Origin of the sequence: Burkholderia cenocepacia (genome assembly GCF_014211915.1) — a bacterium.
In the GTDB taxonomy this organism is placed as follows: Bacteria; Pseudomonadota; Gammaproteobacteria; order Burkholderiales; family Burkholderiaceae; genus Burkholderia; species Burkholderia orbicola.
The window spans coordinates 1,814,361-1,828,815 of sequence record NZ_CP060039.1 but is presented as its reverse complement, the minus strand read 5'-3'; the positions used below and the strand labels follow the sequence as shown (position 1 = coordinate 1,828,815).

General features: G+C 68.0%; 14 protein-coding genes and 1 riboswitch. Of the genes, 10 read left to right on the top strand and 4 right to left on the bottom strand.

What is annotated here, in order from left to right; genetic code table 11:
- Positions 1 to 531: 531 nt before the first annotated feature.
- The 7 genes from SY91_RS08645 (at position 532) to SY91_RS08615 (ending at position 7,765) form a co-directional block, all read left to right on the top strand.
- Positions 532 to 1,557: a substrate-binding domain-containing protein gene (locus SY91_RS08645; RefSeq protein WP_185920814.1), complete on the top strand. Its 1,026-nt coding sequence runs from the start codon at positions 532 to 534 to the stop codon at positions 1,555 to 1,557.
- 85 nt (positions 1,558 to 1,642) lie between these two features.
- The gene (locus tag SY91_RS08640; RefSeq protein ID WP_006476396.1) at positions 1,643 to 2,671 is read left to right on the top strand and encodes an ABC transporter substrate-binding protein; all 1,029 of its coding nucleotides are present in this window, start codon (positions 1,643 to 1,645) and stop codon (positions 2,669 to 2,671) included.
- Positions 2,672 to 2,688: 17 nt separating this feature from the next.
- On the top strand, positions 2,689 to 3,513 hold the full coding sequence (locus SY91_RS08635) for an ABC transporter permease (protein ID WP_185920813.1): 825 nt from the start codon (positions 2,689 to 2,691) through the stop codon (positions 3,511 to 3,513).
- A gap of 10 nt (positions 3,514 to 3,523) precedes the next feature.
- The gene (locus SY91_RS08630) at positions 3,524 to 4,426 is read left to right on the top strand and encodes an ABC transporter permease (protein ID WP_185920812.1); all 903 of its coding nucleotides are present in this window, start codon (positions 3,524 to 3,526) and stop codon (positions 4,424 to 4,426) included.
- A gap of 13 nt (positions 4,427 to 4,439) precedes the next feature.
- Positions 4,440 to 5,471, top strand: a complete 1,032-nt coding sequence (locus SY91_RS35560) for an ABC transporter ATP-binding protein (protein ID WP_053525615.1) — start codon at positions 4,440 to 4,442, stop codon at positions 5,469 to 5,471.
- An 82-nt stretch (positions 5,472 to 5,553) separates the two neighbouring features.
- Positions 5,554 to 6,378, top strand: coding sequence for a phosphodiesterase (locus SY91_RS08620; protein ID WP_027807515.1), 825 nt, complete (start codon positions 5,554 to 5,556; stop codon positions 6,376 to 6,378).
- A gap of 187 nt (positions 6,379 to 6,565) precedes the next feature.
- Positions 6,566 to 7,765, top strand: a complete 1,200-nt coding sequence (locus SY91_RS08615) for an MFS transporter (protein WP_185920811.1) — start codon at positions 6,566 to 6,568, stop codon at positions 7,763 to 7,765.
- Between the two features lie 21 nt (positions 7,766 to 7,786).
- Here SY91_RS08615 and SY91_RS08610 read toward each other — a convergent pair whose 3' ends face one another.
- A complete protein-coding gene (locus tag SY91_RS08610; protein ID WP_011545026.1) occupies positions 7,787 to 8,989 on the bottom strand; it encodes an EamA family transporter in 1,203 nt (400 codons plus the stop codon).
- A gap of 508 nt (positions 8,990 to 9,497) precedes the next feature.
- Here SY91_RS08610 and SY91_RS08605 point away from each other — a divergent pair.
- Positions 9,498 to 9,851 carry a type II toxin-antitoxin system RelE/ParE family toxin gene (locus SY91_RS08605; RefSeq protein WP_011694241.1) on the top strand — a complete coding sequence of 118 codons (354 nt, stop codon included), beginning with the start codon at positions 9,498 to 9,500 and terminating at the stop codon, positions 9,849 to 9,851.
- Entirely contained in the window at positions 9,848 to 10,129 is a 282-nt protein-coding gene (locus tag SY91_RS08600) for a helix-turn-helix domain-containing protein (protein WP_011545024.1), read from the top strand. Before SY91_RS08605 ends, SY91_RS08600 begins: the two co-directional genes overlap by 4 nt.
- Before the next feature lie 34 nt (positions 10,130 to 10,163).
- On the opposite strand, the gene SY91_RS08595 is transcribed toward SY91_RS08600, so the two are convergent.
- From SY91_RS08595 to SY91_RS08585, 3 genes are all read right to left on the bottom strand, one after another.
- A complete protein-coding gene (locus tag SY91_RS08595; protein ID WP_023477850.1) occupies positions 10,164 to 10,952 on the bottom strand; it encodes a molybdopterin-dependent oxidoreductase in 789 nt (262 codons plus the stop codon).
- 29 nt (positions 10,953 to 10,981) lie between these two features.
- The gene (locus SY91_RS08590; RefSeq protein ID WP_011545022.1) at positions 10,982 to 11,614 is read right to left on the bottom strand and encodes a cytochrome b/b6 domain-containing protein; all 633 of its coding nucleotides are present in this window, start codon (positions 11,612 to 11,614) and stop codon (positions 10,982 to 10,984) included.
- Between the two features lie 76 nt (positions 11,615 to 11,690).
- Positions 11,691 to 11,966: a pentapeptide MXKDX repeat protein gene (locus SY91_RS08585; RefSeq protein ID WP_023477849.1), complete on the bottom strand. Its 276-nt coding sequence runs from the start codon at positions 11,964 to 11,966 to the stop codon at positions 11,691 to 11,693.
- Positions 11,967 to 12,235: 269 nt separating this feature from the next.
- Positions 12,236 to 12,352: riboswitch (TPP riboswitch) on the top strand.
- 124 nt (positions 12,353 to 12,476) lie between these two features.
- On the opposite strand from SY91_RS08585, the gene thiC reads away from it, so the two are divergent.
- Positions 12,477 to 14,408 (top strand): phosphomethylpyrimidine synthase ThiC, encoded by a 1,932-nt coding sequence (gene thiC / locus SY91_RS08580; protein ID WP_023477848.1) that lies wholly within the window; start codon positions 12,477 to 12,479, stop codon positions 14,406 to 14,408.
- Positions 14,409 to 14,455: the final 47 nt, after the last annotated feature.

Genomic DNA, 14,455 nt, shown 5'->3' with positions numbered 1-14,455 from the left:
CACCGTCGCGCGCGGGCATGACCGCTGCCCGTGCGCCTTAGGCGCCCCCCGTCTAGTCTCTACACCTTCCTCGCGGATGCCGCGAGGCTTGGCTCGGCGTTGCCTCGATGCGCACATCAGGGGTTTCGCCGAATTTGAAGGGTTCTGCACCGACCGTTTCCGGCCGGGCACTCAATCGTTTAAGTCCGCTATGTTTACCAATTTCATCACCCCGGCAAGAGGGCGGACGCGATTCTACCATTGCTTGCGCATGCGTTCCCTTATTCCGCCGCGCCGCATCGAGACACCGGCCGTCGTCGCACCGCTTGCTCCCTCGCATTCGACGCCGATACCACACCGACGCCACTGGGCCGACGATTTCATCCCGCGCCGCCACCTCCGCCGATACAATCGACCGCGCGTCGTTCGACGGCCTCAACCGCCTGACGTTTGTGTCGTGCCTTTCGCGAAACAAGCGTCGCGCGCGTCATCGCGAAGTCACAAACGTTTTCGATAATTCCCCGGCCGAAAACGTTTACATCGCATGACTTCATGACCTCGACCATCAAGGACGTCGCTGCCCTCGCGGGCTTCTCGATCGCCACCGTTTCGCGTGCGATCAACGCGCCGCATACCGTCAGCCCCGCCACGCTGCAGACGATCCGCACCGCCATCGACACGCTGCAGTTCCGCCCGAGCCCGCTCGGCCGGCAACTGCGCGGCGAGCGCACGCGGCTCGTCGGCGTCGTCGTGCCGACGCTGTCGAACCCGGTGTTCGCAGACTGCCTGCAAGGCATCGACGCGCTCGCGACCGCGGCCGGTTTCAAGCTGATCCTGATGACGACCGAATACGACGCCGCGCGCGAGCGCCATGCGATCGAAACACTGCGCGAGCAGCGCGTCGAAGGGCTGATCCTCACCGTCGCCGATGCGGATACGCACCCGCTGCTCGACATGCTCGATCGCGACGGCCCGCATTACGTGCTGATGCACAACGACACGCAGCGCCGCCCGTCGGTGTCGGTCGACAACCGCCGCGCCGCGTATGACGGCGTGCGGTTGCTGACCGCGCGCGGTCACCGCCGCGTGCTGATGCTGGCCGGTTCGCTCGCCGCGTCGGATCGCGCGCGCCAGCGTCATCTCGGTTATGCGCAGGCACTCGAGGAAAGCGGCGTGGCGCCGCTGCCGCCCGTCGAAGTCGACTTCAACGCGCCCGAGTTGCCCGACGCGGTGCTCGCGCATCTCACCGCGCACGCCACGCGGCCGACGGCCCTCTTCTGCAGCAACGACCTGCTCGCGATGGTGGTGATGCGCGGCCTGCGCCGCGCGGGTTTCTCGATTCCCGACGACCTGTCGGTGCTCGGCTTCGACGGGATCGCGATCGGCGAGCTGCTCGCGCCGCCGCTCGCGAGCGTCACGACGCCGAACCACGACATCGGCCGCCACGCGTGGCAGCGTCTCGTCGAATGCATCGGCGGCGCGGCGATCGACCGCACGTCGACGATCCTGCCGCACGCGGTACGCGACGGCGCGACGATTGCACCGCCCGCCGCCGACCTGCAACTGCGCAAGGCCTGAGCGCCGACCGCATGCGCCGCGCGGCCACGCACACACCCATAACCACACCACCCCAGCGCCACACCCACTCGCCCGGAGATTCACCGTGTCCTTTCGCCTGACCTCGCTGCTGCGCGCGCTTGCCGCGCCACTCGCCTTCGCCGCGCTCGTCGCCGGCGCCCCCGCGGCCCACGCCGACGAAACGGCGATCTGCTACAACTGCCCGCCCGAATGGGCCGACTGGGCCGCGCAGATCGCGGCGATCAAGCAGAAGACCGGCATCCGCGTGCCGTTCGACAACAAGAACTCGGGCCAGTCGATCGCGCAGTTGATCGCCGAGCAGAAGAGCCCGGTGGCCGACGTCGTCTACCTCGGCGTGTCGTCGGCGTTCCAGGCGAAGGACAAGGGCGTGATCGCGCCGTACAAGCCCGCGCACTGGAACGACATTCCCGCGAACCTGAAGGACCCGCAAGGCTACTGGTTCGCGATCCACTCGGGCACGCTCGGCTTCTTCGTGAACAAGGACGCGCTCGACGGCAAGCCGGTGCCGCGTTCGTGGGCCGATCTGCTGAAGCCCGAATACAAGGGCATGGTCGGCTATCTCGATCCGTCGAGCGCATTCGTCGGCTACGCGGGCGCGGTCGCCGTCAACCAGGCGCTCGGCGGCAGCCTCGACAACTTCAAGCCTGGCCTCGACTGGTTCCGCAAGCTGAAGGCGAACGCGCCGATCGTGCCGAAGCAGACCGCGTATGCACGCGTGCTGTCCGGCGAGATTCCGATCCTGCTCGACTACGACTTCGACGCGTATCGCGCGAAGTACAAGGACAACGCGAACGTCGAATTCGTGATCCCGAAGGAAGGCACGATCGCGGTGCCGTACGTGATGAGCCTCGTGAAGGGCGCGCCGCACGATGCGAACGGCAAGAAGGTGCTCGATTTCGTGCTGTCGGACGAAGGCCAGAAGCTGTGGGCCAACGCCTACCTGCGTCCGGTGCGCGCGCAGGCGCTCGGCGCCGATATCGCCGCGAAGTTCCTGCCGGCCAGCGAATACGCGCGGGCAAAATCGGTCGACTTCGGCAAGATGGCGGCCGGCCAGCAGGCGTTCGGTCAGCAGTACCTGCAGGTGATGCAGTAAGCGGCCGGCCCCACGTCATGCTCGACCTGACTTTTCCGCTGCGCTGGCGCGTCGCGCTCGTCGCGCCGGCGCTGGCGGTATTCGCCGCGTTCTGGCTGCTGCCGATGGCGTCGCTCGTGCAGGTGTCCGCCGACGGCGCCTTCTTCTCGCACTACGCGGCGCTGCTCGGCAATGCGCGCTACATGAAGAGCCTCGGCGAGACGGTGGCGCTGTCCGCGGGCGTCACGCTCGCGACGCTCGCGCTGTCGACCATCTCGGGCCTGCTGCTCGCGCGCCGCGAATTCGCCGGAAAGCGCGTGCTGCTCGCGCTGCTGACGTTTCCGCTCGCGTTCCCGGGTGTCGTCGTCGGCTTCATGGTGATCATGCTCGCCGGACGCCAGGGGCTGATCGGCATCGTGTCGACGAAGCTCACCGGCGACAAGTTCGTATTCGCGTATTCGGTGGCGGGCCTGTTCATCGGCTACCTGTACTTCTCGATTCCGCGCGTGATCGTCACCGTGATCGCGGCCGCGTCGAAGCTCGACGCGTCGCTCGAGGAAGCCGCGCGTTCGCTCGGCGCGTCGCCGTGGCGCATCTTCGTCGACATCGTGCTGCCCGCGCTCACGCCGGGCCTGATCGCGGCCGGCGCGATCTGCTTCGCGACCGCGATGGGCGCGTTCGGCACCGCGTTCACGCTCGCCACCGACCTGAACGTGCTGCCGATGACGATCTATACCGAATTCACGCTGAACGCGAACATCGCGACGGCGGCCGGCCTGTCGATCGTGCTCGGCATCGTCACCTGGGCCGTGCTCGCGCTCGCGCGCCGCTTCACCGGTCACACCGCCGCCGCCGCGGCCTGAGGATTTACGCATGCAATCGCTTTCCGGCTCTTCCGCGCCGTCGCCAGCCCCCGCACCGGCTCCCTTGCACGCGACGCGTGCCGCCCGGCATGCGCCGCGCGTCGCCGGCGCGCGCGCGATCGCCGCGCTGCAATGGGGCGTCACGCTGCTGCTGTGCGCGTTCCTGATCGTGCCCGTCGTGATGTCGGTGCTCGCGGGGCTGACCGTCAACTATTTCCGCGGCCTGTCGAGCGGCCTCACGCTGCGCTGGCTCGAGCAGGTGTGGCAGCAGTATCACGGCTCGGTCGCGCTGTCACTCTACGTCGCGTTCGCGACGCTCGCGATTGTGCTCGCGGTCGGCGTGCCGGCCGGCTATGCGCTCGCGCGCAGCAAGAACCGCATCGCGCGTGCGATCGAGGAAGCGCTCGTGCTGCCGGTCGCGCTGCCGGGGCTGGCTTCGGCGCTCGCGCTGCTGGTCGTGTACGGCGGCTTCACCGCGTTCCGGATGAGCCTGTGGTTCATCGTCGTCGGCCACGTCGTGTTCACGCTGCCATTCATGGTGCGCGCGGTCGCGGCCGTCGCGGCCGGCGCCGACCTGCGTACGCTCGAGGAAGGCGCGGCGAGCCTCGGCGCGTCGTTCGTCACGCGCTTCGTCACGATCGTGCTGCCGAACCTGCGGCCCGGCATCGTCGCCGGCGCGCTCGCGGTGCTCACGCTGTCGATCGGCGAATTCAACCTCACCTGGATGCTGCACACGCCCGACACCAAGACGCTACCGGTCGGGCTCGCCGATACGTATGCGTCGCTGCGCCTCGAAGTCGGCAGCGCGTACACGATCCTGTTCCTGCTGATGACGCTGCCGCTGCTCGTCGCGATGCAGTGGCTCGGCGTCGATCCGTCCGGTACGCGTGCGCTCAAGAAGCGCCCGCGCTGAATTTTTCGCAGACATGAAACTCGATTCCACTCCCATCACCCTGACCGGCTGCGCGAAGACGTTCCGCGGTACACGCGTGCTCGAACCGCTCGACCTGTCGATCGGCGCCGGCGAAACGCTCGTGCTGCTCGGGCCGTCCGGCTGCGGCAAGACGACCACGCTGCGCCTGATCGCCGGCCTCGACACGCCGGATGCCGGCGGCACGATCGCATTCGGCGACGACGACGTCACCGCGCTGCCGATCGAGCGCCGGCAAGTCGGCATGGTGTTCCAGAACTACGCGCTGTTTCCGAACCTGACGGTGCGCGGCAACGTCGGCTACGGGCTGAAGATCCGCAAGACCGAGCCGCGTGCGCTGCGCGAACGCGTCGACGAACTGCTCGCGATGATGCGGCTCGACGCGCATGCGGACAAACCGGTCGATCAACTGTCGGGCGGCCAGCGTCAGCGCGTCGCGCTGGCGCGCGCGCTCGCGGTGCGGCCGCGGGTGCTGCTGCTCGACGAACCGCTGACCGCGCTCGACGCGAAGCTGCGCGACGTGCTGCGCCGCGACATGAACACGCTGCTGCGCGAACTCGGCGTGACGACCGTCTACGTCACGCACGACCAGGCCGAAGCGATGGAACTCGGCGACCGGATCGTCGTGATGGGCGCGGGCCGCATCGAGCAGATCGGCACGCCGCGCGAGATCTACTACCACCCCGCGAACCGCACGGTCGCGCAGTTCATCGGCACGCTGAACCGGCTGGCGGGCCAGTGGCGCGACGGCGCGCTCGCAACGACGGGCGGCACGATCGTCACGCCGCACGCGGCCGACGAATGGTTCTTCCGCCCCGAGGACGCGCAGCTCGCCGATCCCGCGCATGCGCCGCTGCGCGGCGCGGTCGGCGCGTGCGCGTTCCTCGGCGAACGCACGCGGCTCACGATCGAGCATGCGGCACCCGACGCGCTCGTGATCGACGTGCCGGGCCGCATCGCGCTTGCGCGCGGCACGGCGGTCGGCCTCACGATCGCGCCGGAAGGCCTGATCGCGCTCGGCGCGTAAGCCGTCGATCGGGCATCATGCCTGCAGCCCCCACGGCGGCGCACGCCGCCGCGACAACAACCAGAGATTCCGAGGAACGACGATGCTGCTTGCTCAAATCAGCGATCTCCACATCAAGCGGCCGGGCCAGCTCGCGTACCGGCGCGTCGACACGGCGGCCGCGCTCGCGCGCTGCGTCGAGAAACTGAACGCACTCGTGCCGCGCCCGGACGCCGTGCTCGTCACCGGCGACCTGACCGACTTCGGCCACGACGAAGAGTACGGCAACCTGCGCGGGTTGCTCGCGGCGCTCGAGATTCCGTATTACCTGATGATCGGCAATCACGACGACCGCGCGGGGCTGCGCCGCGCGTTCGCGGATCGCGCCGAGCTGCAGGACGGCGAATTCGTGCAGTACGCGCTCGACGTCGGCGCGGTGCGCGTGCTCGCGCTCGATTCGCAGGTGCCGGGCGCGAGCCACGGCGACCTGTGCGACGCCCGGCTCGCGTGGCTTGCCGCACAGCTCGACGCCGCGCGCGACCGGCCGGTGATCGTCGCGCTGCATCACCCGCCGTTCGTGTCGGGCATCGGCCACATGGACAAGCTGCGTCTCGCGCCCGCCGCCGCCGCGAAACTCGATGCGTTGCTGCGCGGCCATCCGAACGTCGAGCGCGTGCTGTGCGGTCACGTGCACCGCACGATGTTCACCCGCTTCGGCGGCACGCTCGCGGCTGCGGTGCCGTCGCCCGCGCACCAGGTCGCGTTCGACCTGCGGACCGATGCGCCGTCCGCATTCCGGCTCGAACCGCCGGCGTTCGCAGTCCATCACCATGCGCCCGATACGGGGATGACATCGCATCACGTCTATGTGGACGAAGGCGCGGGGCCGTATCCGTTCTACGAGCCGACGGGCGAGCTGGTCGACTGACGATGTGACGCGCGTGCCGTGACGACCGGCGGCCGGCTGGCTGTCCGGTTATGCCGGTTATGCCGGCTCGCCGCCGGCAGGATTCACGTTGCTCCGGTATGATCGGCAGCCTCGACCGGCGCCCGGCCTGCCTGCGCACCCGACGCGTGCGCCGCCTGCCGCGCCGCCCAACTTCGTGCCCGCCGCCATGTCCACCACCTCCACCGACCGTCCGACCGACGCCGCCTCGCCCCACTACTCGCGCAGCCTGCTGTTGCTGCTCGCGACGATCGCAGGCGTATCGGTCGCGAACATCTACTACAACCAGCCGCTGCTCGACAGCTTCCGCGCGTCCTTTCCGGACGGCGCCTCGTGGATCGGCGCGGTACCGACCGCGACGCAGCTCGGCTATGCGGCCGGCATGTTCCTGCTCGCGCCGCTCGGCGACCGCTTCGATCGCCGCGGCCTGATCCTGCTGCAGATCGCCGGCCTGTCGATCGCGCTGATCGTGGCGGCCACCGCGCCGTCGCTCGTCGTCCTCGCGGTCGCGAGCCTCGCGATCGGCATCCTCGCGACCATCGCGCAGCAGGCCGTGCCGTTCGCCGCCGAAATCGCGCCGCCGGCCGAACGCGGCCACGCGGTCGGCACCGTGATGAGCGGCCTGCTGCTCGGCATCCTGCTCGCGCGTACCGCCGCCGGCTTCATCGCCGAGTATTTCGGCTGGCGGGCGGTGTTCGCCGCGTCGGTCGCGGCGCTCGTCGTGCTCGCCGTCGTGATCGTGCTGCGGCTGCCGCGCAGCTCGCCGACGTCGACGCTGTCGTACGGCAAGCTGCTCGGCTCGATGTGGCATCTGGCCGTGGAGCTGCGCGGGCTGCGCGAGGCGTCGCTCACGGGCGCCGCGCTGTTCGCGGCGTTCAGCGCGTTCTGGCCGGTGCTCACGCTGCTGCTCGCCGGCGCACCGTTCCATCTCGGCCCGCAGGCAGCCGGCCTGTTCGGGATCGTCGGGGCCGCGGGCGCGCTCGCCGCACCGTATGCGGGCCGCTCCGCGGACACGCGCGGCCCGCGCGCGGTCATCTCGCTCGCGATCGTGCTGCTCGCGCTATCGTTCGTGATCTTCGCGCTGTCGGGGTCGAGCCTCGTCGGGCTCGTGATCGGCGTGATCGTGCTCGACGTGGGCGTACAGGCCGCGCAGATCTCGAACCAGTCGCGCATCTATGCGCTGAAGCCGGAGGCGCGCAGCCGCGTGAACACGGTGTACATGGTGTGCTATTTCATCGGCGGCGCGCTCGGCTCGTCGGCCGGCGTCGCCGCATGGCGCGCGTTCGGCTGGATCGGCATGTGCGCGGCCGGGCTGCTGTTTACCGCACTCGCCGGCTGGTCCCACCATCGCGGCGGCCGGCGCGGCTGAGCGCGACCGGCCAGCGCGGCGTCACGCGTCGGTGCGCGAAACGGCCGGCTCGGTAGCGGCGGGCGGCGTCGCGAACGCCGGGGCGGGCTCGATCACCGCGGCGGGGTCCATCACGGCCGCAGGCGCCGGCACCGCGAGCGGGACGGCGGAAGGCGCGAGGATGGGCGGCGCATCCGGCGTCGCGATCTGCTCGACGACGGGCGAAGCGTCCGCCGTCACCGCCTGCTCGGCCGCCACGACCGGCGAACTGGCAGCGGTAGCCTGAGCCGGAGCGGTGGCCGTAGCCGCCGCGGGCCGGCGCGCCGGATCGAACACGAACGACAACCCGACGCTGCCGAGGATCGCGACGGTCGCGACCACGGTCGCCATCGTCACCGGTTCGCCCAGCAACAACGCACCGAGCGCGACCGCGACGATCGGGTTCACGTACATGCAGCTGCTCGCGATGATCGGGCTCGTGTGGCGGATCAGGTAGCCGTACGCGACGTACGCGGCCATCGTGCAGAACACCATCAGGTACACGAACGCGAACACGGACCCGACGGCCAGCTGTTCGACGCGTTCGCCGAGCAGCCACGCGACGATCGTCGACATCAGGCCGCCCAGGCCGATCTGCAGCGACGTCGACAGGAACAGGTCGGACGGCAGCTTGAGCCGTGTCGCGAGATGCGCGCCGCCCGCCCAGAACAGCGCGCCGGCCAGCACGCAGATCGTGCCGAGCGCCGAGTTCGCGGCGGCCGCGCCGCCCGAATTCAGCACGACGATGCCGACCATCCCGAGCGCGACGGCCGCCCATTCACCCTTCGTCACCGGCCGCCCGGCCACCGCCGCGATCACGGTCGCGAACAGCGGCACCGTGGCCACCATCACCGCGGCCGAACCGCTGCTGACGGTGCGCATGCCGAGCGCGATCGTGCCGGACGACAGCGCGACGAGCATCGTGCCGACGATCGCCGAGTTGCGGATTTCCAGCAGCGTCGGCCATTCGGGCTTGCGCCGCAACGCGAAGATGAACAGGCCGATCCCGCCGAGCAGGTTGCGCAACCCCGACAGCAGCAGCGGCGGGAACGACTGCAGCGCGAAATGCAGCCCGCTGTAGGTCGAACCCCAGACGAAATAGATGAAGACGAGCGCCAGCGCCACGCGGCCGCCGCGGCTTTGCGGCAGGCGAATCCGGAACGAAAAGCGGGCGAGGAAATCGAGGAGGCGGTCGAGCGGCGTCATCGAGCCACCCGCCCGCACGTCACGCCGCGTGCTCCGCTGAAAGACGCCGGCGATGCCGGCAAACGGTCCACGCGGGACCGGGAAGGCAGAGCGAACGTGCGGAACGACATGGCAGTGCGAACGGCGACGAAAGAGAACCGGCAAGCGGCGGCAAAGGGACAAAAACGGGGCAAAAAAAACGTGCGCAACCGCGTCGGCTGCACACGCTCGGCATTATGGCATCAAGGATTCGAAAGCATCGTCGGACCTGTCTGAAAGATATCGACTGATGTTTCGGCGCGACATTTTTCGCGCGACGGACCGGTGAAATCCGGGGCCGGATACGCAATGGGGGAATCGCTGGCGTGTGGGCGACACGCCTGCGCCACCCTTCGCAACCCTTGATCCAGCATCGGCCTGACAGCCAGTTTGTGCATCGGTGCGCCGTGACGCGCCTATCGTGACGGACGGCGCGCCCCTGGCGGCGCCCGCAGCTTCTTTCCGCCACCTGCACAGCCCATACAAAATTTTGTATAATCCAGACATTCTTCCGCCGAAGCCCGTCGTTTTCGTCGGCAGCGCGCTGGCCGATCTCCGCGGCTTTCCGTTGCCTGCGCGACGCGAAGCCGGCCACCAGATCGACCAGGTGCAGCGCGGCCTCGCACCCGACGACTGGAAACCGATGCGCACGATCGGCGTCGGCGTGCGGGAAATTCGCCTGCGCGATGCGAGCGGCGCATTCCGGGTCGTCTACGTCGCGACTTTCGCCGAGGCCGTCTACGTCCTGCATTGCTTCCGCAAGCAATCGACGCGCACGAACAAGACCGATATCGACCTCGCCGCCCGCCGCTATCGGACGCTGATGATGGAGTTGAAACGATGACCAATGAACGCTACGCGAACGTCTGGGACGCAATCGAAAGCGAGCCGGCGGAAGCCGCGAACATGAAGCTGCGCTCCGAACTGATGATCGCGCTCAAGCAGCGCATCGCGCGGCTCGAACTGAGTCAGGCCGAGGCCGCGAAGCAGCTGGGCGTCACGCAGCCGCGCGTCTCCGACCTGATGCGCGGCAAGATCAACCTGTTCGGGCTCGACGCGCTCGTGAACATGGCCTCGGCAGTCGGCCTGCGCGTCGATCTCCAGGTGCGCGAATCCGTATGACGCGTGGGCACGCCGTGCACGCCGCGCGCACCGCTCACGAGCCGCCGAACCAGTTGTAGCCCTGATCGACCCAGTAGCCGCCCGGGAACGTATCCGTCACGAAAATTTCCATGATGTGCTTCGGGTTCTTGTAGCCGAGCTTGGTCGGCATCCGCAGCTTCATCGGAAACCCGTATTCCGGCGGCAGCTGGCGGCCGTCGTAATCGAATGCGAGCAACGTCTGCGGATGCAGCGCTGTCGGCATGTCGATGCTTTCGTAGTAGTCGTCCGCGCACTTGAAGCCGACGTATTTCGCGTGCGTGTCGGCGCCAGCGCGCGCGAGGAATGCGCCGAACGGCGTGCCGCCCCAGCGGCCGATCGCACTCCACCCTTCCACGCAGATATGCCGCGTGATCTGTTCCGCGTGCGGCAGCGCGCGAAGCTCGTCGAGCGTCCACACGCGCTTGCCCGTTACACGGCCGGACAGCACGAGGCGGTAGGTCGACTCGTCGACGTGCCGCACTTCGTCGATCCCGTAGTACGCGTTGAACGGAAACGGCCGCGTGATATCGGCTTCGGTGTAGGTCGGCGCGAGCCGGTCGGGATTGAACAGCCACGCCTGCACGCGATCGTTCATGCGCGACACTTTCTCAAGGAACGTGTTGACCGACGCGTCGTCCTGCAGCGTGCAGCCGGTCAGCATCGCGAGGCCGCCGAGCGTCAGCACGCGCCGGTTGAAGAGCCGTCGCGACGGCATCTCGAGCTCGCGGCGCACGTCGAGCTCGAGCGATTTCCGGTCGAGCGTCCAGCGCGGCGCGTCGCGGTTTTTTTCGGATTCCGACATGATGAGTTCCTTCGCCCGCGTCGCGCGGGTCAGCGGCCGCGCAGCATCGCGAGCAGCGAGCGCGGCACCAGCAACGCCATCGCGACGTGGACGACGACGAATGCGACCAGCAGCGCCATCGCCCAGAAGTGCACGATGCGCGCGTTGTCGTAACCGCCGAACAGCTCGCGCAGCAGCGGAAATTGCACCGATTTCCAGATCGTGAGCCCCGACAGCACCAGCACGACGAGATCGACGATCGCGGTCAGGTACGCGGCACGCTGCACCGCGTTGTAGACGCTCAGGTCGTCGTGCGACAGCCGCCCGCCGAGCGCCGCGCGCACGTCGCGCCACACCGACGCAGGCGTCACGGGCAGCAACTTGCGCGCGAAGCGCCCCGTCGCGATCGACATCGCGAGATAGAACAGCCCGTTGCCGACCAGCAGCCACATCGCAGCGAAATGCCATTGCAGCGCGCCGCCGAGCCAGCCGCCGAGCGTGATGCCGTGCGCGAACGTGAACGCCGGATAGATCGGCGACGCATCGTAGATGCGCCAGCCCGACAACGCCATCAGGATCGCCGCGAGCGCGTTGAGCCAGTGGCTCGCGCGCACCCACCGCGGATGGATCGTCGGCGCGGGCGGCGGCACGTTCGTGCGATCGGTGACAGGAACCGTTTGCATGATGAAGACTCCCGGGATGATGCAGCGGGAGGCGACGTGTGCCGGTAACCGGCCGGCCGCGCCCCGCCCGCATTCGTCAGTTCGACGGGCTCATGGCGTCTTTCTTCATCGCATCGCCCTTCTTCATCGCGTCGTGGCCCATCGCATCCTTCTTCATCGCGTGCTTCTTCATGCCGTCCTTCTTCATCGCGCCGTCCTTGGCCATCGCATCGTCCTTGGCCATCGCGTCGTGGCCCATCGCGTCCTTCGACATCGACGTGCCGTCCTTCGACATGGCGTCGCTCTGCGCATGGGCGCCCGTTGCGATCGTGGCAAGTGCGGCGACGCAGGCGGCGAGGAATACGTTTTTCATGACATCTCTCCGATACATGGGTTTGGGAGCCGAATAGACGGAGCACACCGCCGGAAATGACAGCGATGTCAAAAAAATTGTAGACGCCGAAAATGAAGACGCGAATGCTGCACCGCCTGGCGCTATCCGGCCCGGCCGGGACGCCGTTCGGCAGTCGGGATTGCTGCGGTGCACCCTGCCCGGTTCGCCGGCCGCGATCCGGCCGCCGCCCGGCGGCATCGGCTTCGCACCCGGTTGAAACCACCGCCAAGCCGGTGTATCGTGTGCCCTTGCTAACGCGGGGGTCCTGCAATGCGTTCGGTCAAACAACCGGCATTGCGGGTGAGAAATACCCTTTGAACCTGATCTGGATAATGCCAGCGCAGGGAAGCGTACGGATTTCGCCGCCATCCTTCTGACGAAATCCGCCGCCTCACCAAGCCTCGTCTCCTGCTTAGCTCGAGCCCCACATTCGTCAAGGGCTCCGGGCAAGCGCCGCAGCGCCTGTCCGGCGCCCGCACAGGAGATTGCATGAACGCCAATCCGAAGTTTCTGTCTGCCGACGCGCACGTCGACGCCGCCGCCGTCGCGCCGCTGCCCAATTCGCGAAAGGTCTATGTAACCGGCTCGCAGCCCGACATCCGCGTGCCGATGCGCGAAATCACGCAAGCCGACACGCCGACCGGCTTCGGCGGCGAGAAGAATCCGCCGATCTACGTGTACGACACGTCGGGCCCCTACACCGATCCGGACGCGAAGATCGACATCCGCGCGGGCCTGCCCGCACTGCGCCAGCGCTGGATCGAGGCGCGCGGCGACACCGAGGTGCTCCCCGGCCTGTCGAGCCAGTACGGCCTCGAACGCGCGGCCGATCCGGCCACGGCCGAACTTCGCTTTCCAGGCCTGCACCGCAATCCGCGCCGTGCGCAGCCCGGCAAGAACGTCACGCAGATGCACTACGCGCGTCAGGGCATCATCACGCCGGAAATGGAATACATCGCGATCCGCGAGAACCAGCGCCGCGCCGAGTACATCGAGAGCCTGAAGTCGAGCGGCCCGAACGGCGCGAAGCTCGCCGCGATGATGGGCCGCCAGCATCCGGGCCACGCATTCGGCGCCGCGGCCTTCGGCGCGAACGCGCTCGCCGAGATCACGCCGGAATTCGTGCGCGACGAAGTCGCGCGCGGCCGCGCGATCATCCCGGCGAACATCAACCACCCGGAATCCGAGCCGATGATCATCGGCCGCAACTTCCTCGTGAAGATCAACGCGAACATCGGCAACTCGGCCGTCACGTCGTCGATCGGCGAGGAAGTCGACAAGATGACGTGGGCGATCCGCTGGGGCGGCGACACGGTGATGGATCTGTCGACCGGCAAGCACATCCATGAAACGCGCGAGTGGATCATCCGCAACAGCCCGGTGCCGATCGGCACGGTGCCGATCTACCAGGCGCTCGAAAAGGTCAACGGCAAGGCCGAGGACCTCACCTGGGAAATCTTCCGCGACACGCTGATCGAGCAGGCCGAGCAAGGCGTCGACTACTTCACGATCCACGCGGGCGTGCGCCTGCAGTACGTGCCGCTCACCGCGAACCGGATGACGGGCATCGTGTCGCGCGGCGGCTCGATCATGGCGAAGTGGTGCCTCGCGCATCACAAGGAAAGCTTCCTGTACGAACACTTCGAAGAGATCTGCGAGATCATGAAGGCGTACGACGTGAGCTTCTCGCTCGGCGACGGCCTGCGTCCCGGCTCGATCTACGACGCGAACGACGAAGCGCAGCTCGGCGAACTGAAGACGCTCGGCGAACTCACGCAGATCGCGTGGAAGCACGACGTGCAGGTGATGATCGAAGGCCCCGGCCACGTGCCGATGCAGTTGATCAAGGAGAACATGGATCTCCAGCTCGACTGGTGCAAGGAAGCGCCGTTCTACACGCTCGGGCCGCTGACCACCGACATCGCGCCGGGTTACGACCACATCACGTCGGGCATCGGCGCCGCGATGATCGGCTGGTTCGGCACCGCGATGCTGTGCTACGTGACGCCGAAGGAACACCTCGGGCTGCCGAACAAGGACGACGTGAAGGAAGGCATCATCACGTACAAGCTCGCCGCGCACGCCGCGGACCTCGCCAAGGGCCACCCGGGCGCGCAGGTGCGCGACAACGCGCTGTCGAAGGCGCGCTTCGAGTTCCGCTGGGAAGACCAGTTCAACATCGGTCTCGACCCGGACAAGGCGCGCGAATTCCACGACGAGACGCTGCCGAAGGATTCCGCCAAGGTCGCGCACTTCTGCTCGATGTGCGGCCCGCACTTCTGCTCGATGAAGATCACGCAGGACGTGCGCGAGTTCGCGGCGCAGCAGGGCGTGTCAGAAACCGAAGCGCTGAAGAAAGGGATGGAGGTCAAGGCGGTCGAGTTCGTGAAGACCGGCGCCGAGATCTACCACCGTCAGTAAGCGCGCGGCGAGCCGCACCGGCTCGCGTCGCGATGCACGAAGCCCGC

Coding starts and splice junctions, on each gene's coding strand:
- SY91_RS08645 (WP_185920814.1), top strand. CDS start 532: ATGACCTCGACCATCAAGGACGTCGCTGCCCTCGCGGGCTTCTCGATC.
- SY91_RS08595 (WP_023477850.1), bottom strand. CDS start 10,952: ATGTCGGAATCCGAAAAAAACCGCGACGCGCCGCGCTGGACGCTCGAC.
- SY91_RS08615 (WP_185920811.1), top strand. CDS start 6,566: ATGTCCACCACCTCCACCGACCGTCCGACCGACGCCGCCTCGCCCCAC.
- thiC (WP_023477848.1), top strand. CDS start 12,477: ATGAACGCCAATCCGAAGTTTCTGTCTGCCGACGCGCACGTCGACGCC.
- SY91_RS08585 (WP_023477849.1), bottom strand. CDS start 11,966: ATGAAAAACGTATTCCTCGCCGCCTGCGTCGCCGCACTTGCCACGATC.
- SY91_RS08630 (WP_185920812.1), top strand. CDS start 3,524: ATGCAATCGCTTTCCGGCTCTTCCGCGCCGTCGCCAGCCCCCGCACCG.
- SY91_RS08610 (WP_011545026.1), bottom strand. CDS start 8,989: ATGACGCCGCTCGACCGCCTCCTCGATTTCCTCGCCCGCTTTTCGTTC.
- SY91_RS35560 (WP_053525615.1), top strand. CDS start 4,440: ATGAAACTCGATTCCACTCCCATCACCCTGACCGGCTGCGCGAAGACG.
- SY91_RS08635 (WP_185920813.1), top strand. CDS start 2,689: ATGCTCGACCTGACTTTTCCGCTGCGCTGGCGCGTCGCGCTCGTCGCG.
- SY91_RS08620 (WP_027807515.1), top strand. CDS start 5,554: ATGCTGCTTGCTCAAATCAGCGATCTCCACATCAAGCGGCCGGGCCAG.
- SY91_RS08590 (WP_011545022.1), bottom strand. CDS start 11,614: ATGCAAACGGTTCCTGTCACCGATCGCACGAACGTGCCGCCGCCCGCG.
- SY91_RS08600 (WP_011545024.1), top strand. CDS start 9,848: ATGACCAATGAACGCTACGCGAACGTCTGGGACGCAATCGAAAGCGAG.